The organism is Agromyces sp. NDB4Y10 (assembly GCF_001620055.1).
Classification (GTDB): Bacteria; Actinomycetota; Actinomycetes; order Actinomycetales; family Microbacteriaceae; genus Agromyces; species Agromyces indicus.
In genome coordinates, this window is sequence record NZ_LQGY01000052.1 from 1 (window position 1) to 17,359 (window position 17,359).

The window sequence follows — 17,359 nt, forward strand, 5'->3', positions numbered from 1 at the left end:
ACCTCGCCGTCGCCGTCCGCTGGGCCGTGCCGCCGGGCGCCAGCGCCCTGGGCGACCGCCTCGACGAGCGCGTCGAGCAGCTGGCGCGCGACTTCGCCGCCGCCCACGGCGCCGGGTGGGTGCCCGCGGTCGACGTCCTGCCGGGCGGCGACACCGGCCCGTGCCGCGGCGCCAGCCTCGGCACCGCGGTCGGAGCGGTGCTCACGATCGACTGCGGCATCGTCACGGCGGCCGGCGCGCTGCTCGGTGAGCGGCTGACCGTGATCCGCCGCGAGCCCGGCGCTGCGGCATCCGTCGCCCGCGAGGTCTGGTACACGGATGCCGCCACCGGGGCCGTCCACGACGGGCCCGCGCTCTACGAGCCCGGGCGCGAACCCCGTGTGCTCGGACTCGTCGCCGAGGCGCTGCGCGCGGCCGGCCGCATCGGCATCGAGGATCCGTGGGCCGGTGTCGACCCGGCCGCGGCCCGGGGGCTGCTCGTCGACTCGGCGGTGACGCCGACCGGCATCGTGGTGACGCTCCCGCTCGCCGGGTCGGTCGTGCCGGTGTCGGTCCTCCTGCCCACCCGACTGCTGCAGCCGTTCCTCAGCGAGGCGGGCCGCAGCGCAACCGCGACGGCCGCCGCCGACGAGCCCTTCGCCGCGCCGGCGGCGCCGGCGGGCGGCGACCCGGTCGACTGCTCGTTCGTCGCGTGCGTCTCGATCACGTTCGACGACGGACCCACGGGCCTCACGCCCGGGCTGCTGGACGTGCTCGACCGGACCCGCGCGCCGGCCACGTTCTTCGTCCAGGGGTCCTCGGTGCAGCGCAACCCGGACACGGCCGCCCGCATCGTCGACAGCGGTCACGAGATCGCCAACCACACCTGGGCGCACCCCGACCTCACCAAGCTGAAGGACGACGCCGCCGTCCGCCGCGAGGTCGACCGCACGCAGGCGGCGATCCGCGAGGCCACGGGCGTGACCTCGCGCAGCATCCGCCCGCCCTACGGCGCTTCGGACCGGCGCGTGCGCGCCCTGGTGGCGCTGCCGTTCATCGTGTGGGACGTCGACACGAACGACTGGCGCGACCCGGGATCCGACGTGATCGTGCAGCGGGCCGTCGGCGAGAGCCGGCGGGGCAGCATCATCCTCATGCACGACACGCACGAGCAGACGATCGAGGCGGTGCCGGGCGTCATCGCCGGGCTCCGGGCGCGCGGGTTCACGCTGGCGACGGTGTCGGTGCAGTTCGGCGGCGCGCTGCCCTCGTCGGGCCTCGTGAGCCACGGTCCCCGCTGAGTCGGCCGCCCGCAGCACTGGCCCGCTCGGACCGGCCCGGCTCGGTGCAGGCACGGATGCCGCGTGCCGAGATCCCTCAGCGGCATCCGTGCGAGCACCCGGGCAGTCCGCGGTGGAATCGGTGGGAGAGCACTGATCCCGCGATACCTGAGGATTCCTAACCTCTGTTTCATCCCCGCTCCAGAGAGTCGGGTCCCGTGAAGGAGAAGGAACCATGAACACCAACCGAACCGCCATCGTCGGCGGAACCGCCGCGCTGCTGCTGGTGCTGACCGGCTGCGCCGGGGTCGAAGGACAGTTCGACGACGGCGCCCGCGCCGAGTCCGCGCAGCAGCGGGTGTCGGCCTCGCAGTCGAAGCTCAGCCCCGACCAGGTCGCCCAGGCGATCGAGGCGTACGAGCGCCTCCGCGAGGTCAAGGAAGCGGAGTTCCGGTCGCAGGCCGCCGAGCGCGCCGCAGCCGACATGACCCGCAACGAGCGCATCCGCGAGGTCCGGCAGTCGGAGTCGACGCCGGTGCTCAGCGTGCAGGAGCGCATCCGCCAGGCGAAGCAGGCCGAGGCCCGGCCGCTCACGTCCTACGCCCAGACCGAGGTGCAGGAGCTGGTGCGCCAGTCGAAGCAGTCCGAGTCGGAGCCGGCGCCGCAGGGCCCGACGCCGATGACGCCGGAGCAGGTGCGCGAGTTCAAGGCATCGCAGGTGCAGTGAGCAGCGGGCACGACGACCTGGACATCCACCACGGGGCGCGGAGCCGGTGAGCGATCACCGGTCACGCGCCCCGAGTACGTGCGCACGGAACCGACGCGCCGCAGCGGCATGACGTTGGTCCGTCGATCCATGGCCCTGACACGACATGATGCAGGCATGGACGCCTCCGGTGCCGCACCCGAACCCGCACCCGATCCCGCACCCGCGACGGAGCCCGCAGCCGAGGCCGCCCCCGCCCGGCGACCCGATCGCACGTTGCTCGTGATCCTCGGCGTGATCGCCGCGCTGGTGGTCGTGGCGCTCGTCGTCGTCTTCTCCCGCGGCGAGCCGGCGCGGCTCGACGAGTCCACCCCGGAGGGCGTGGTGCAGGCCTACGCTGCCGCGGTCATCGACGGCGACGAGGACGAGGCGATCCGCCACCTCGTCCCGGAGGTCGCCGACGACTGCGTGCCCATCGACGGCGCGCCGACGGACCGGATGCGCGTGACGCTGGTCTCGACCACCGAGCGCGACGACTCGGCCGATGTCGAGGTGCTCATCTCGTGGTCGTACGACGAGGGGCCCTTCGGCGGGTCCGGCGTCGAGGAGCGCGGCGACTTCGACCTGGTGCGGGCCGACGACGGATGGCGCATCGAGACGGCGCCGTGGCCGCTCACGATCTGCGACCCGGGGATGTGGCGAGGATGACCGCGCCCGCGCCCGGCGGTGCGCAGCGGACGGTGCGTCGCCTCATCGTCTACGGGCTCCTGTTCGTCCTCGTCGTCATCACCGCCATCGGACTCGCAGGGCTGCTCGAGCGACTCATCGACGCCGGCACCCCGATCGCGGGCGGCGGCGCCTCCGACCTCGCCCTCTGGCTCGCCTTCACGCTCATCGGCGGACCGCTCGCCGCCGTGCTCTGGTGGGTGGTGTGGCGTCGTCTCGGCGACGAAGCCGAACGCGGCTCGCTCGCGTGGGGGCTCGACCTGACCGCGATGTACACCGTGTCGCTCGTGGTGGCGACCTCCGCACTGCTCGCGGCGGCGACCGCGGCGCTCGAGGGGCGCGCGCTGCCCACCGAGCTCGCGACCGGCCTCGTCTGGGCGGGGGTGTGGGGCTGGCATCGCTGGATGTCGCGGCATCCGGTCAAGCACCCGACGCGCCTGCGCACCGTGCCGTTCGTGATCGCGGCGGTCTACGGCCTGGTGCTGCTCGTCTCGGGAGCGATCGGCGCGCTGGGCACGCTCCTCGACGAGGCGATCCTCGGCGCCACCGCTCCGGCGCTCGCGGGCGCTCCCTGGTGGCGGAGCGTGGCGGACGCCCTCCTCACGGCCGCGGTCGGCGGCCTGATCTGGTGGTGGCACTGGGCACGCGACGGGGTTCGCGCGTTTCGCACGGGGTTCGCGGCGGTCGCGCTGGTGGTCGTCGGCGTCCTCGGCGGCGCCGCGGTGACCCTCGCCGGCGTCGGGACGGCCCTGTGGGTGGCGCTCCGCCTCGCCCTCGACCACACCGAGACGGCGACGCGGATCCTGGAACCGCTGGGCGGTGCCCTCGCGGCGGCGGCGGTCGGCGCGCTGGTGTGGCGTTCGCACCAGCGGATCGCGGCGGTCCGCTCGGACGGTACGCGACGCGCCGCGGGCCTCGTGCTGTCGGGCCTGGGACTGGCGGCGGCCGCGTCGGGCATCGGCGTCATCGTGAACGCCACGCTGGGCGCGTTCGTGAGTTCGCTCGTCGCCGCCGACACGCGAACCCTCTTGCTCGCGGGCATCGCCGCGCTGGTCGTCGGCGCGCCCGTGTGGTGGCTGGCCTGGCGACCGACGCGGCGTCCGGACGCCGAGGAGCTCGGCTCCCCGGGTCGACGCGTCTACCTCGTCGCCGTGTTCGGCATCAGCGCGGTCGTCGCGCTCATCGCGCTGCTCGTCGTCGGCTTCCGGGTGTTCGAGTTCGTGCTCGATGCGACGACCGGGGCGAGTCTCCTCGATCGCGTCCGCGCACCGCTCGGCCTGCTCGTCGCGACCGCCCTCGTCTTCGCCTACCACTTCGCGGTCTGGCGTCGCGATCGGTCGGCGATCGCCGAGCAGGGGCTCGCGCCCGCGCGGCGCATCGCGCGCGTGGTGCTCGTGGCGACGGATGACGCGGCCGCGCTCGCCCCCGCGATCGAGGCGGCGACGGGCGCATCGGTCACGGTGTGGCGGCGCGAGCCGGTCGCAGGCGCGCCGTCCGCCGAGATCCAGGTGCCGGATGCCGCAGCCATCGCCGCCGCGTTCGACGGCATCGCCGTCCGCCGCGTGCTCGTGCTCGCCGGTCCCGGCGGTCGGTTCGAGGTGGTGCCGCTGGTCGACTGACGCCCGGCGTCAGGAGTAGTCGGCGGTGACGGTCCGTGCGCCGCCGTCGAGGCGCATCGTTCCGCCGTGCGGCACGATCCACTGCGGACGGGTGTGCCCGAAGGGCACGCCGACGCACACGACCGCGTCGGGCGCGTATCGGGCCACCTGCTCCACGATGGCGTCGCGTTGGGCCGCCCGATGGCGTGCGCGTGCCTCCGCGCTCGGAACGGGTGAGCCGATGGCGCTGGCCGGCGTGCGCGCGACGAGGACCCCGGCGACCGCCGCGAGGAGGCCGCGCTCGCCGAGTCCGCGCACCCATCTCCTGACCTGCTCCGTCGAGGGCAGTTCCTCGCTCGTCTCGAGCAGCAGGATGCCGCCCTCGAGGTCCTCCGTCCGCGGCATCCGCTCGGCGAGGGCGAGCTGGTCGATGACCTCGAGGCAGCCGCCCCACGTCGGGCCCTCGACGGCGCGGGCGGGACCGGCCCACGCCCACGGCTCGGTCGGTTCGTGGTCGCCGAACTCGGTGAGCGCACGCGGGTCGGCCCAGTCGATGCCGAAGTCCTGCGACCTGCCCGGTTCGGTCAACTCGATCACGCCGCCCTCGAGCAGCGCCGCGCGTAGCGAGATCCGGTGCACGTCGTCGACGCGCGGTCCCGGCCCGAGGTGCACCTGCGTCGACCCGCCGTAGTAGCTCGGCACGCCGACGCTCCAGAGGAGGTTGTGCAGGCTGGTGTTGTCGCTGTAGCCGAGGAACGGCTTCGGATTCGCCGCGACCACGTCGGCGTCGACGTGCGGGACCACGGTGACCTGGTCGTCCCCGCCGATCGTCGCGATGATCCCCCGGATCGAGGCATCCGCGAAGGCCGCGGTGACGTCGGCGGCCCGCGCCTCCGCGCTCGCGCCCAGTTGCCGCGTCGTCGGGAACTCCACGGGGACGAGGCCCGTCGTCTCCGCGAGCCGCTCCATGGCCTGCTCGTGGACGCGCGCGGCCACCGCGGGCGCGGCGAACGCGGGGGAGAGCACGGCGATGCGGTCTCCGGGTCGGGCCTTCGGCACGTGCGGGAATCGGCGGGCGCTCATGCCTCGATCCAACCAGCCGGCGGCGGGTGGTTCACGCGGTGCAGCCGGTGTCGTTCTCGCCGAAGCGGTCGCCTGCGGCATCCGCTTCTCGAGCCTCGCTAGGCGGGGTCCCTCAGGGGCTCGAGCGCGGCGAGGATGAGGTCGAGGCCGAACGCGAACTCCTCCGTCGGGTCGTAGCCGGCGGCGACGAGGGCTGCGGCGGACTCGTTGAGGTGGGGGAACTGCTCCGGAGGGAGTTGGGGCAGGTAGACCCCCTCGGTCATCTCGGCGAGTTCGTGGGCGGTGTCGAACGGCAGCCCGGCTTCCTGCAGGGCGAAGCCGTACACGTAGCTGTCGAGCAACCAGTTGGCGTGGGTCGCCATCACGACCGAGAAGCCGGCCCGTCTCAGGCAGGCGGTGACCGCTTCGCGGTGGCGGAGGTTCGCGGGGCCGGGTGAGGTCCGCGACTCCATCAGGCCGATGGCCCACGGGTGTCGCGCGAGCACCTGACGGGCGGATGTCGCGCGGCGCCGGATCGCCGACTGCCCGTCGGTGCCGTCGGGCGGGAGTTCGATCTCCTGGAAGACGACGTCGATCATCGCGTCGAGCAGCTCGTCCTTGTTCGCCACGTAGTGGTACAGCGACATCGCGCCCGCGCCGAGCTCGCCGGCCAGCCGGCGCATGCTGAGCCCGCCGACGCCCTCGCGATCGGCGAGCCGGATCGCGCGCTCCACGACCCGCTGCGTGCTGAGCCCTGCGTCGGGCGGGACCGGGCGTTGTCTCTCCACAGGATCGGGTCTCCTCATTCGGGGGCGAACGCTTGACAATCGTACACTGTACGGCTCAGAGTACAGCGTACGACGTACGGTGTACGAAACGCCGTACCTGAGGTGAAAGGCAACCGACGACCATGCGCACGACCACCGCGAACCTGCTCGACAGCCCGCCCGTTCCCGTCCAGGCCAAACTGGCCGCCGCGTGGACCAGCTTCATGTTCCTGTACGTCTACGTGGACTACTACCACCTGTACAAGCCCGGTGCCGTCGACGACATCCTCGCCGGTGTCGTGTTCGAGTTCGACATCAGCCCGGCGTTGCTGACGGGCTTCCTCGCACTGATCGCGATTCCCGCCCTGATGGTGATGCTCTCGATGACGCTCCCGGCCCGGGTGAACCGCGGCGTGAACCTCGTCGTGGCCTCGCTGTACATCCCGGTCACGGTGTTCAACGCGGTCGGGGAATCGTGGGAGTGGGCCTCGTTCTACGGACTCTCCATCGGTCTCGAGCTGTTGCTGCTCGCGGCCATCCTCCGCTTCGCCTGGGCGTGGCCCCGGTCCGTCGCCCCTGCCGAGCCGGCGACCAACGAACTGCGGCAGGGAGCCCGGAGCTAGATATCCGTCAGGGCGACGTTCGCCGGCGGCGGTGAAGGAGTGTCGAGATCAGTGGCCTTCTGGACCCATAGTCTGCGTGGATGACGACCCGACCCGAATGGAGCTCGGCCAAGGCCACGATCGTGCTCGCCGTGGGCGTTGCGCTCCTCGTGGTCGGCATCTGGGTTGCCACTCTCCTCACCCCGAGCCCTCGGCCGATGACGGTCGAGGCTGCAGCCGCGGAGGTGGCGGCTCGGCTCGACCGGATCGAAGGCACCCTCCCCGAAGCATCCGTGCTCGATCGTTCGGAGACGATTGCACGAGAAGCGTGCCCTCTCGAAGGGCGAGGGGAGCAGGCACGGGTTGTGCGGGTGATCGATGTGGACCCGGAGTTCGATCGGGTGACCTGGGCCAGGGCCCTGGCCCAGGAGTTCGCCGAGTCAGACGGGTGGGTGGTTCGCACGAAGACGCTCGAAACCCGCGAGAACCTCGAGATCCGCGTCGTCGGGCGCGACCTGCTCATGGTCGACATCATCGCGCGCGGCGACCCGGCCCAGGCACGCATCACCCTGCGCTCCCGGAGCGAATGCAGCAGCGCCAGCTGATCGGTGGTGATGGGTCGGGGCCGATGCCTCAACGCGCACGATCGCTCCGGCTCGCCCGGTCGGCTGGGCGCCTTCTCCCCCGTTACGCAGGGTGTCCCTGCGCTCGGGGCTGACTCTAGGATCCTCAGATGGACCCGTCTGTGGCACCCGCACGGCTGTCGGCCGCGCGGCGCGGGGTGTCGATGCTGTTCATCGCGAACGCCGTGGTGTTCGCGACGATCGTCACCCGTTATCCGGAGGTGAAGGAACGGTTCGACCTCGGGGAGTTGACCTTCGGTGTGATGGTCGCGTGCGGGCCGGTGGGCGCGGTGCTGGGAAGCGTGGCCGCAGGCCGGTTGGTCAATCGCCTGGGCGCGGTGCCGGTGGCGGTGATGTCCTCGCTGCTGCTCGGCGCACTGCTGGTCGCGGCCGGCTTCGCCAGTGAGGCGGTCGCGTTCGGAGCGATCCTGTTCACTCTGGGGTTCGTCGATGCGACGGGCGATGTCGGGAACAACGCGCACGGGCTCGCCATCCAACGCCTGGTCGGCCGGTCGATCATCAACGGCCTGCACGGCGCCTGGAGCGCCGGGGCGATCGCGGGGGCCGCACTGGGCGCGCTCGCCCTCCAGCTGGGCATTCCCATCTCCATCCACTTGGGAGTCACCGGAGCGGCCATCGTGGTCGGCAGTCTCGTCGCGCTCCCGCTCGTGCGGCTGCGCACCGCACCTTCGCTCCCACCGCGGCCTGGCCATCCTCGCCGTTCCAGCCCGGTCACGGCGATGCTCGTCACGGCGTGCGCCCTCGCCGTCATCGGCGCCTTCCTGGAGGACCTCGGATCGACCTGGGGCGGCGTCTACGCGGTCGCCGAGACCGGTGCCCGGGTCGCAGACGCGGCCATCCCCTTCGCCGTACTGATGGGGACGCTGACCCTGGGGAGGTTCGCCGCCGATGCGCTGGTGGACCGGATCGGCGTCGTCAGCACCTTCTGGGCCGGCTCGGTGGTCGCGCTGTTCGGACTCCTCATCGCGGTGCTCGCTCCGGAGACGTGGGTCGTCGCGGTCGGCCTCGGTCTCCTCGGGGTCGGGATCGCGCCGATGATCCCCCTCGCGATGTACGCCGCGGAACGCGCGCCCGGGATCACGGCCGGAACGGGACTCGCCATCGCGGCGACCGTCATGCGCCTCGGTTTCCTCGCGTCACCGTTGCTGGTCGGGGCGATCGCCGAGTGGACCGGCCTCAGGGTCGCACTCGCGCTATGTCTCGTCGTGCCCGTGACGGCGTTCGCGATCGCCGGCCGCTTGCATCACCCGCCACCGCGCACCACCCCGGATGCAGTCGGCGCCGACTGAATCTGCACGACCCATCCCTTCAACGCTCAGTTGGACCAGCCGGCAGCCAGTGAGCCTCACGCTCGTGCGCGCCGTACTTCCGATCGCAGGACCGCGGCGCGTTGGTCCAAGTCTCGTCCGGACACGACTGAGAGCGGACCGACGGTTGGATCCGTCATCACCAGCGGCAGTTGGGCGGTTCCGCCCGCAGCGGTAGGGATCATGAGGATGACCGCAGGACTTCGCATTCCGAGCCAGATGGCATAGCCGACTTCCACCTCGCTCACGTTGTCAAGGTCCAGTACGAACACCGGCGAGTTGTGTGGGAGCGAGCGCACCGTCAGCGCTCCCTCCGAAATCGAGACGTGGTAGAGCGATGTCAGCAGCTTCGACTCAGCGCCGAGCTCCCGCAATGCAGACCGTGTCGGGCCAACGCGAATGCCTACCCAGTCCACGGTCTCAATCGCGCTCGTGGGCGGCGTAAAGCCTGCGAGCAGCTTCCGATCTCGAGCGACGATGAGGGCGCCTAGTACCGCAGCGAGCACCAGACCAGCGAGGACGCCCTGCAGCGCCCACCCCAGCGAGTCATGTCCTGCACCGATCAGCATGATGGTGAGCGCCTGTATGGCGATACCGAGTGCGAGCAATGGCACTGCGCGAGTCCAGATCCACGTCCGCTTCAAGCTCCACCCCTCGCCGCGCTGACAGCCACGTTAGGAACTTAGCGGCATCGGAGGGGATCACCAGGTCCACCCCGATGTGCCCAGTAGCCGGTCGACTAGTGAATGAGATTTCGGATGCTGGCCGTCGCATGCGCGGCATCGACCGGATTTTCATGCACAGGGACGAGCCCGGCGGCCGGTAGGCGGTCCGCCGGCGCGCACGAGCGATCCCTTATCGCAGTCAGGGAGAAGGGGAGAGTTGAACGACCTTTCGTCCGCCTTCGCGAAGTCGATCTGGAATTGGTCGGCTACGGGGTCGTGATGATGCCCAGGGCTGTCATCACGGCGACGAGTAGAACGGCCGCTACGAAGAATGCGCCACCGAGGCGGCACCACACTATGAGACTGAGACGGGGAGCGAGCCGATCAGTGCTTCGGCCCAACCGTAATTCCTCGTAGCGATGCTGGAACATGTCCAAGACGTGCGACGTGCGCAGAATGAAGAAAGTTCCCAAGCCGACCACGAGTGCGCTCCAGCCATAGAGGAATAGGAGCCCGCCGAGATTAGGGCCCCCACCCTAGTGGTCCGTGGCTCACGAGCCATCAGAGATGATCCTCCGAAGACGCAGGCGAGCACTTTCCGTGGTCGAGCGTGCCTGAGCTCGAGAATCGCCGGTCAGTCCTGTCCCGCTTCAACAGCCAAGTGCCAAGCAGTCAGGATCGGTGCGCCCAGCTGGCAAACAAGCCCATCCCGAACAACAGGCCCCCGGGAACAAGCACGATCCATCCGTTCGGGCCCAACGTGGGCCATAGCCATAGGCCGCAGACGACGGAACTGACAGCAGCGAAGTAGAACCCGAACCCGGCATCGGATCGACTCTTTCGTTCCGAGGGCGCAGTCCGATTAGTAGCTTTGTTGCCGCTCGAATCACCCGTCACGACTCCAGTATGCGGGCGCCCTCTTCGTGTACGAAGTGCTCCCTACGTCGGAATCCGGGGCGAGCTCTCGGCTTGGTTGGCCGGCCGGAGGACGCCCGGTAGACGGTCCGCTAATGAACGCGGACTTGCGGTGTAGACGGTCTCTGCGGGTGCGCCGCGGCCAGCATTCGCTAATGCAGGTCGGGACCATCGCGTCCGAACGCGACGCCCATGGCGCACCGGAGTATCTCGCCCGCAAGCAGTGCTCCCCTCGGCCAGGTCAGGTGCCAGCGGCTCGTCGGTCCCTCAATCGCCGCCGGTGTTTCGCTGGATCGTCCGGTACACCGTGGCTCGCGACACGTTGAAGATGGCGCTCAGCTCGGCGCTCGTGTGCGTGCCGTCCCGATGGATCTGCATGAGCAGTCCCTGCTGCGCCGGCGACAGTTTCGGTGCCCGCCCGCGCAGCCGCCCCTTGGCGCGTGCGCCTGCATGCCCTCCCGTGTGCGGGCCCGGATGAGGTCGGATTCGAACTCGGCGACCATCGCCAGCACGTTGAAGAGCAATCGACCGACCGGGTCGTTCGGATCATGGATGGATCCGCCGAGGTTGAGTCGGACGTTCTTCGCCGTCAGCTCATCTACGATGTCCCGCGCATCGCGAAGAGATCGTGCCAGCCGGTCGAGCTTCGTCACGACGAACGTGTCCCCGTCGCGACAGGCTGCCATGGCCTGTCGGAGGCCAGGGCGTTCGCGATTGGTCCCCGTCAGGCCCTGATCGGTGTAGATGCGCTCGGGCGTCACCCCGAGACGTTGAAGTGCCTCGCGCTGCACCGTGAGGTCCTGGTCCTGTGTCGATACGCGGGCGTATCCGATGAGCAACTCGTTCATCCTCGCAGCGTGCGCGTGCCATCGGCGACTCACAACCCATGCGGGATGGCGGCTGCCGTTCGCAGATGACCCGCCCGCGAACATGCCCGGCCAGGGTGCCCCATGCGAGACGCCGTGAAGCGGCGTGCGGGGCTCGCGCGCGGGCTCACGCCCAGCGGCGCAGGCTCACGCCCAGCGGCGGATCGCCCACCGTTCGAACAGTCCGACGATCGAGTCGGTGAGCTTGCCGAGCACGGCGAGCAGGATGATCGCGAGGAAGATCCGGTCGATGCGGCCGTTCTGCCCCGAGTCGAGGAGCAGGAAGCCGAGGCCCATCGACGACGCGATGAGCTCCGCGGCGACGAGGAACAGCCACGCCTGCGCGAGCGCGAGGCGCAGGGCCGAGATGACGGATGGCACGACGGCCGGCAGCTGCACCGTGGCGAACAGCGGCACGCCGCGCAGGCCGAACGCCCGCCCGGCCTCGAGCAGGCGCCGGTCGACGTGCCGGAGCGCGGCCGAGACGATCGTGTAGACGGGGAAGAACGCGCCGATCGCGATGAGGATGATCTTCGACTCCTCGCCGATCTTGAACCACAGGATCAGTAGCGGCACCCACGCGAGCGACGGAACGGCGCGCAGCGCGCCGAGGGTGGGGGCGAGGAGGATGTCGCCGAGCCGCGACAGCCCGACGATCGCGCCGACGAGAAGCCCCAGGGCCGCGCCGAACGCGAAGCCGAGGAACACGCGCTGCGTCGAGATCGCGACGTACTGGCCGAGGAGCCCACGCTCGGCGAGGTCGACGGCCGCCTGCCACACCATCGCGGGCGACGGCAGCATCGACACCGGCACGAGGCCCGTCGTCGAGACCAGCTGCCACGTGGCGAGCAGGGCGATCGGCAGCAGCGCGCCGCCGACGACCACGAACCAGCGTCGGCCCGTCAGGGGGCGCCGTTCGCGAGGTGCGCCGGCGGGCACGGCGACGGATGCCGCGGGGCGCGGCGTGGATCGAGCGATGGTGCGGCTCGCGGCATCCGTCGTCATGGTGCGCTCCTGGAGTGCTTACTTCGCGAAGCGCGCCGGGTCGGCGTTCGTCGCGAACTCGTCGTGGATGAGGGTCTCGAGGGCCTCGTCGACCTGCTGCTGCGACGCGACGTCGCCGAGCTCGACGAACACCGGGCCGATCTTCTCGAGCACCGACACCTGGGCGTCGCCCGGCACGTTGTCGATGTCGAGGTTCGCGCGCTCTTCGATGACCTTGGTGGCCACCGCGAGGTCGAGGCCGGCGACCTCGGCGAGGATCTCCGCGGTCTCCTCCGGGTTCTCCTCGGCCCACTCGCGGGCCCGCTCGTACGCGTCGACGACGAGCTGGGCGACCTCGGGCTTCTCCTCGATGAACGACTCGGTCGCGTTGAGGAAGCCGTAGCTGTTGAAGTCGACGTTGCGGTAGATCAGGCTCGCGCCCGCCTCCTCGGCGCCGGCCATGATCGGGTCGAGACCCGCCCACGCGTCGACCGACCCGTTCTGCAGGGCGGCCCAGCCGTCGGCGTGCTGGAGGTTCTCGACGGTGACGTCGTCGGCCGAGAGCCCGGCCTCCTCGAGCGACTGCAGGAGGAAGAAGTAGGGGTCGGTGCCCTTCGTCGCCGCGACGGTCTTGCCCGCGAGCTCCTCGACCGACTCCAGCTCGCTGCCGGGGCCGGTGACGATCGCCGCCCACTCGGGCTGCGAGTAGATGTCGATGACCTTGATGGGGGAGCCGTTCGAGCGTGCGAGCAGCGCCGCCGAGCCGGCGGTCGAGCCGACGTCGATCGCGCCGGCGCGGAGCGCCTCGTTGGCCTTGTTCGACCCGGCCGACTGCACCCAGGTGACCTCGAGGCCCTCGTCCTCGAGCCAGCCCTGCTCCTTGATGATGAGGCTCAGCGGGTTGTAGGTGGCGAAGTCGATGTTGAGGGTCTGGCCCTCGACCGACGCCGCGTCGGCCGCGGCGGCGGGCTCGGCGGCTTGGTTCTCGCCGGCCACGCAGCCCGAGAGCAGCAGGGCGGAGGCGGCGGCGCCCGCGACGAGCGCGGTGCGGAGGACGGTGGTGCGGGACATGGGACTCCTTCGGTGCGGGTTCGGTTCGCTGCGGCGCCCCGGGTGCTGTGTCGGGTGCCGCAGCAGGTCAGTACGGGTAGTGGGGGATGGTCGTGGTGGCCTGGATGCCGCGGGCGGTGCCGTGCCGGTCGATGCCGAGTCCGTCGAGCAGGCGGCCGCGGAGCTCCGCCAACTCGGCCGATCCGCGGTCGCGCGGCCGGTGGCCGGGCACGACGACGGTCTGGCGGATGCCGGCACCCGGCGTCTCCCCGTCGGTGCCGAGCAGCACGATGCGGTCGGCGAGTTGCAGCGCCTCGTCGACGTCGTGCGTGACGAGGAGCACGGTCGTCGGTTCGGCGCGGTGCACATCGAGCAGGAGGTCCTGCATCTTCAGCCGGGTGAGCGCGTCGAGCGCGCCGAACGGCTCGTCGAGCAGGAGCACCTCGGGGTTGCGGGCGAGGGCGCGGGCGAGCGACGCGCGCTGCGCCATCCCGCCGGAGACCTCGTGCGGGCGATGCCCGGCGAAGTCCGCGAGCCCCACGAGCTCGAGCAGGCGCGCCACGTGCTCGCGCCCCTCGCGACGGTCGCCGCCGCGCGGCAGGCCCAACGCGACGTTGCGCTCGATGCTCCGCCACGGCAGCAGCCGCGGCTCCTGGAAGCCGACCGCGCACCGCACGTCGTACGGTGCGACCGGCGCCTCGCCGATGGCCACCTCACCCGACGTGGGGCGATCGAGGCCACCGGCGATCCGCAGCAGGGTGGACTTGCCGCATCCGCTCGGCCCCAGGATCGCGACGATCTCACCCGCCGCCACCTCGAGGTCGATGCCGCGGAGCACCTCGCGCTCGCCGCCGTCGGGCGCCGCGAACGCGCGCCCCAGCCCGCGGAACGCGACCGGCGCGGCCGTCTCGCGCGCGGCGACGGCGGCCGGCGCGGCGGGGGCGATGGTCGACATGCGGACTCCGATGGGTGCGGGACGGGTACGGTCCGCTCGACGCTACCCAGCCGCTCCTCCCGCGTCAGGCGGGCCCGAAGCACGGCGTAACCTCAGCCGCAACACGGCGTCACACGCGCGCCGCCGGTGGTCGAGTGGCACCGGCGAAGCGGGAGCGTACCGAGACCGACGGATGCCGGGCGCCGGCCCGCGGCATCCGCTCGTCAGAGGCGCTTCGCCATGTGGATCGACGCCGGCAGGAACCCGAGCGTGCGGTACAGCGCGATCGCGCCCTCGTTGTAGGCGAAGACGTTGAGCATGAGCGACGTCGCACCGTGCGCACGGGCGACCTCCTCGCCGGCGATCATCGCGCGCCGGGCGACGCCCCGCCGCCGGAACGGCTCGTGCACCATGAGGTCCCACACCCACCACACGGTGCCCTCGTCACCCCACGGACCGATCCACAGCCACCCGGCCTCCTCGTCGCCGAGCCGCACCGTGTGCAGCAGCTGGCCCTCGACGCGTCGACCACCGGGGAAGAACCGCTCCTCCGACGCCCGCCGCGCGGCGGCCGCCTGCCCGGGGGAGTCGCCCGCCTCGATCCGCGCCTGTTCGTAATGCGCCATCGCGACCGGCAGCCACGCCGCCACCTGCGCATCGGACATCGGCACCAGGCTCACCCGCGGTTCGCTCATGCATCCGATCCTGCCCGCCATGGGCGCGACGCGAAAGGTCCGCGCGGCGCACGCGGCTAGCATGCGGGCATGACCCCGCCGACGGATGCCACGGCGCCCACCGCCGACGACGTGCGCGCCGCGCTCGCCGAGGCCGCCGACCCGGCCCGCGCCGCGTCATCCGCCCGGTTCTTCAAGACCGGACCGGGGGAGTACGGCGAGGGCGACCGCTTCATCGGCGTCACCGTGCCGGCCACGCGTGCCGTGGCCAAGCGGTTCGCGACGCTGCCGCTCGACGGCGTCGCCGAGCTGCTCGCCGACCCCGAGCACGAGCACCGGCTGTGCGCCCTCGTGATCGTCGTCGCCCGGTTCGATCGGGCGAGCGCCGCCCGCACGCGGGACGACGGCGAACGCGCCCGCCTCGCCCGGTTCTACCTCGCCGCCGTGCGCGCGGGCCGGGTCGACAACTGGGACCTCGTCGACGTGTCGGCCGACCGCATCCTCGGCGAGTTCGTGCGCGATCCCGGTGCGACGGATGCCGCGGCTCGCGCCGGGCTCGACCTCGGCCTGCTCGACGAACTCGCCGCGAGCGGCGACCTGTGGGAGCGGCGCGTCGCGATCATGTCGACGTTCGCGTTCCTGAAGCACGGCGACGCGGCGCCCACCCTGCGGCTGGCGGAGCGGCTGCTCGACGATGTGCACGACCTCATCCATAAGGCCACCGGCTGGATGCTGCGCGAGTCCGGCCGCCGGGTGGGCCGCGAGACGCTCACCGGCTTCCTCGACGCGTACGCCTCGCGGATGCCGCGCACCATGCTGTCGTACGCGACCGAGCACCTGGACCCGGCCGAGCGGGCGCGCTACCGCGCCATGCGCTGACCGCGGCCGCCGACGGCGAACAGGGGCGCGGCGCCTTGCGAGAATGGTCCGCATGGCGAGAACCGCGCGGGGCGCGCACATCCTGATCACCGGAGCCGCGGGCGGCATGGGCCGCATGTACGCGCAGCGAGCGGTCGCCGAGGGTGCGGCATCCGTCGTGCTCTGGGATCGCGACGCCCACGGGCTCGCGCGCGCCGCCGACGAGCTCGGCGCGGCGGCTCGGGGTCGCACGCAGGTCCGCTCGTACGCGGTCGACGTGTCGGAGCTCGGGGCGATCGCGAAGGCCGCCCACAAGGTGCGCCGCGAGGTGGGCGACCCGGACGTGCTCGTCAACAACGCCGGCATCGTCCGCGGCAACCGCTACTTCTGGGAGAGCCACGCGGGCGACGACGTGCGCCCCACGATGCTCGTCAACGCGCTCGCGCCCATGTACGTGACGCACGAGTTCCTGCCCGGCATGATCCGCTCGGACCGACCGGCGCGCATCGTCAACATCGGCAGCGCCGCGGGCACGCTGGCGAACCCCCGCATGGCCGTGTACGCCGCCTCCAAGGCCGCCCTCAACGGGTGGAGCGACTCGCTGCGCCTCGAACTGCAGCAGGCAGGGCACCGGCACATCACCGTGACGACCGTCACGCCGTCGTACATCTCGACCGGCATGTTCCACGGCGCCCGCGGGCCCCTGCTCGCGCCGATCCTCGAACCGGAGTACGTGGTCGACCGGGTGTGGCGGGCCATGCTCGACGGGCGACCCCTCGTGGAGCTGCCGCGGAGCGTGCGGCTCTCGCGGGCGCTGCGCGGGCTGCTGCCCACCCGCGTGTTCGACCGTGTGGTCGGCGACGGCTTCGGCGTCTACCGGTCGATGGAGGAGTTCCGCGGCCGCGGCTGACCCGCCCGGTCAGTCCTTGTTCTTGCCCTTGCCCTTGTTCTTGCCCTCATCGCTCTTGCCGGGGCCGGAACCCCCGTCGTCGTCATCGTCGTCGTCGTCGTCATCGTCGCCCCCGCCGGGCGCCGGGTCGGCCGGTGCGGGTTCGGGTGCCGGCTCCGGGGGGATCGCCGCGATCGCGGCCTCGAGGTCGGCGCGCACGAGCGCGATCGCGTCGCGGATGCGCTGCTCGCGGTCCGCGTCCAGCTCGCCGGCGGCTGCGGCCTGCTCGAGTTCGGCCTCGAGCGACTCGAGCGCGGCCAGCGCGTTCGCGTACTCGCCGCGCGACGAGGTGTCGGCGATGGTGACGACCTGGTTGCGGAACGCCTCGGCCTGCCCGGCGCTCAGGTCGGGGCCGTCGGCGGCGCAACCGGCGAGTCCGACGACGACGGCGACGGATGCCGCGGCCAGCGCCGAACGGATCTTCATGCTCATGGCGTGACCGCCTCCTCGAGTTGCCTCAGGTGCTCGCCCAACTCGCCGGGCACACTCGGCAGCGGCGTGGCGGGCGGGGTGGGCTCGGCGTCGGACGCCAGGCCGCCGATCAGGGTGGGGATCAGCACGGCGAGCAGCAGCAGGACGGCCGCGACGGCCGCGACCGGGACGAACCATGCCGGTCGCCGCTCCCACCGTTCACGCACGGCCGACCCGCGTTCCCGTTCGCGGCTCGCCTCGGCGATCGGTTCCGCGGGGCGCGTGAGCACGCGCGTGGCGGCGGTCGCGTCGTCGTCGCGGTCGGCCGAGCCGGCCGGGGTGGCCGCCGTCTCACCCGGGGCGGCCGCCGCTGCGGCGCCCG

At 71.8% G+C, this 17,359-nt stretch carries 17 protein-coding genes and 2 pseudogenes; 9 read left to right on the forward strand and 10 right to left on the reverse strand.

The window, feature by feature from the left end; translation table 11 throughout:
- The 4 genes from AVP42_RS11890 to AVP42_RS11905 form a co-directional block, all read left to right on the forward strand.
- Nucleotides 1-1,280, forward strand: a 1,280-nt coding sequence (locus AVP42_RS11890; protein WP_067949314.1) for a polysaccharide deacetylase family protein, incomplete at its 5' end; no start/stop codon positions are given.
- A 214-nt stretch (nucleotides 1,281-1,494) separates the two neighbouring features.
- On the forward strand, nucleotides 1,495-1,986 hold the full coding sequence (locus AVP42_RS11895; RefSeq protein ID WP_067949316.1) for a hypothetical protein: 492 nt from the start codon (nucleotides 1,495-1,497) through the stop codon (nucleotides 1,984-1,986).
- Nucleotides 1,987-2,142: 156 nt separating this feature from the next.
- A complete protein-coding gene (locus AVP42_RS11900; protein WP_231878612.1) occupies nucleotides 2,143-2,673 on the forward strand; it encodes a hypothetical protein in 531 nt (176 codons plus the stop codon).
- A complete protein-coding gene (locus AVP42_RS11905) occupies nucleotides 2,670-4,310 on the forward strand; it encodes a DUF5671 domain-containing protein (protein WP_067949317.1) in 1,641 nt (546 codons plus the stop codon). The genes AVP42_RS11900 and AVP42_RS11905 overlap by 4 nt, the downstream gene beginning before the upstream one ends.
- 9 nt (nucleotides 4,311-4,319) lie before the next feature.
- Here AVP42_RS11905 and AVP42_RS11910 read toward each other — a convergent pair whose 3' ends face one another.
- Complete coding sequence (locus AVP42_RS11910; RefSeq protein ID WP_067949319.1) at nucleotides 4,320-5,372, reverse strand: S66 peptidase family protein; 1,053 nt, start codon at nucleotides 5,370-5,372, stop codon at nucleotides 4,320-4,322.
- Nucleotides 5,373-5,470: 98 nt separating this feature from the next.
- The gene (locus AVP42_RS11915) at nucleotides 5,471-6,139 is read right to left on the reverse strand and encodes a TetR/AcrR family transcriptional regulator (protein WP_231878613.1); all 669 of its coding nucleotides are present in this window, start codon (nucleotides 6,137-6,139) and stop codon (nucleotides 5,471-5,473) included.
- A 122-nt stretch (nucleotides 6,140-6,261) separates the two neighbouring features.
- On the opposite strand from AVP42_RS11915, the gene AVP42_RS11920 reads away from it, so the two are divergent.
- The 3 genes from AVP42_RS11920 to AVP42_RS16470 all read left to right on the forward strand — a co-directional run bounded on the left by AVP42_RS11920 (nucleotide 6,262) and on the right by AVP42_RS16470 (nucleotide 8,653).
- On the forward strand, nucleotides 6,262-6,741 hold the full coding sequence (locus AVP42_RS11920; RefSeq protein WP_067949323.1) for a DUF6326 family protein: 480 nt from the start codon (nucleotides 6,262-6,264) through the stop codon (nucleotides 6,739-6,741).
- An 80-nt stretch (nucleotides 6,742-6,821) separates the two neighbouring features.
- Complete coding sequence (locus AVP42_RS11925; protein ID WP_157356820.1) at nucleotides 6,822-7,325, forward strand: hypothetical protein; 504 nt, start codon at nucleotides 6,822-6,824, stop codon at nucleotides 7,323-7,325.
- A gap of 182 nt (nucleotides 7,326-7,507) precedes the next feature.
- Nucleotides 7,508-8,653, forward strand: a complete 1,146-nt coding sequence (locus tag AVP42_RS16470; protein WP_197467016.1) for an MFS transporter — start codon at nucleotides 7,508-7,510, stop codon at nucleotides 8,651-8,653.
- A gap of 56 nt (nucleotides 8,654-8,709) precedes the next feature.
- On the opposite strand, the gene AVP42_RS11935 is transcribed toward AVP42_RS16470, so the two are convergent.
- The 6 genes and pseudogenes from AVP42_RS11935 to AVP42_RS11965 form a co-directional block, all read right to left on the reverse strand.
- Complete coding sequence (locus AVP42_RS11935) at nucleotides 8,710-9,285, reverse strand: hypothetical protein (RefSeq protein WP_067949329.1); 576 nt, start codon at nucleotides 9,283-9,285, stop codon at nucleotides 8,710-8,712.
- 1,233 nt (nucleotides 9,286-10,518) lie between these two features.
- Nucleotides 10,519-11,099, reverse strand: a pseudogene (locus AVP42_RS11945) (recombinase family protein).
- 165 nt (nucleotides 11,100-11,264) lie between these two features.
- Complete coding sequence (locus AVP42_RS11950) at nucleotides 11,265-12,122, reverse strand: ABC transporter permease (RefSeq protein ID WP_082847215.1); 858 nt, start codon at nucleotides 12,120-12,122, stop codon at nucleotides 11,265-11,267.
- Nucleotides 12,123-12,140: 18 nt separating this feature from the next.
- A complete protein-coding gene (locus AVP42_RS11955) occupies nucleotides 12,141-13,172 on the reverse strand; it encodes an aliphatic sulfonate ABC transporter substrate-binding protein (protein ID WP_067949333.1) in 1,032 nt (343 codons plus the stop codon).
- A gap of 67 nt (nucleotides 13,173-13,239) precedes the next feature.
- Nucleotides 13,240-14,106: an ABC transporter ATP-binding protein gene (locus tag AVP42_RS11960; RefSeq protein WP_067949335.1), complete on the reverse strand. Its 867-nt coding sequence runs from the start codon at nucleotides 14,104-14,106 to the stop codon at nucleotides 13,240-13,242.
- A gap of 203 nt (nucleotides 14,107-14,309) precedes the next feature.
- Entirely contained in the window at nucleotides 14,310-14,780 is a 471-nt protein-coding gene (locus tag AVP42_RS11965; protein ID WP_067949338.1) for an N-acetyltransferase, read from the reverse strand.
- 69 nt (nucleotides 14,781-14,849) lie between these two features.
- Between AVP42_RS11965 and AVP42_RS11970 the strand changes: the two genes are divergently transcribed.
- Together AVP42_RS11970 and AVP42_RS11975 are read left to right on the forward strand one after the other, a co-directional pair.
- A complete protein-coding gene (locus tag AVP42_RS11970; protein WP_067949340.1) occupies nucleotides 14,850-15,638 on the forward strand; it encodes a DNA alkylation repair protein in 789 nt (262 codons plus the stop codon).
- A 52-nt stretch (nucleotides 15,639-15,690) separates the two neighbouring features.
- Entirely contained in the window at nucleotides 15,691-16,527 is an 837-nt protein-coding gene (locus AVP42_RS11975; RefSeq protein ID WP_067949342.1) for an SDR family oxidoreductase, read from the forward strand.
- Between the two features lie 9 nt (nucleotides 16,528-16,536).
- On the opposite strand, the gene AVP42_RS11980 is transcribed toward AVP42_RS11975, so the two are convergent.
- On the reverse strand, nucleotides 16,537-16,998 hold the full coding sequence (locus AVP42_RS11980) for a hypothetical protein (RefSeq protein ID WP_067949344.1): 462 nt from the start codon (nucleotides 16,996-16,998) through the stop codon (nucleotides 16,537-16,539).
- Nucleotides 16,995-17,359 (reverse strand): annotated as a pseudogene (locus AVP42_RS16740) (hypothetical protein); the annotation flags it as partial. The pseudogene AVP42_RS16740 and the gene AVP42_RS11980, both read right to left, overlap by 4 nt.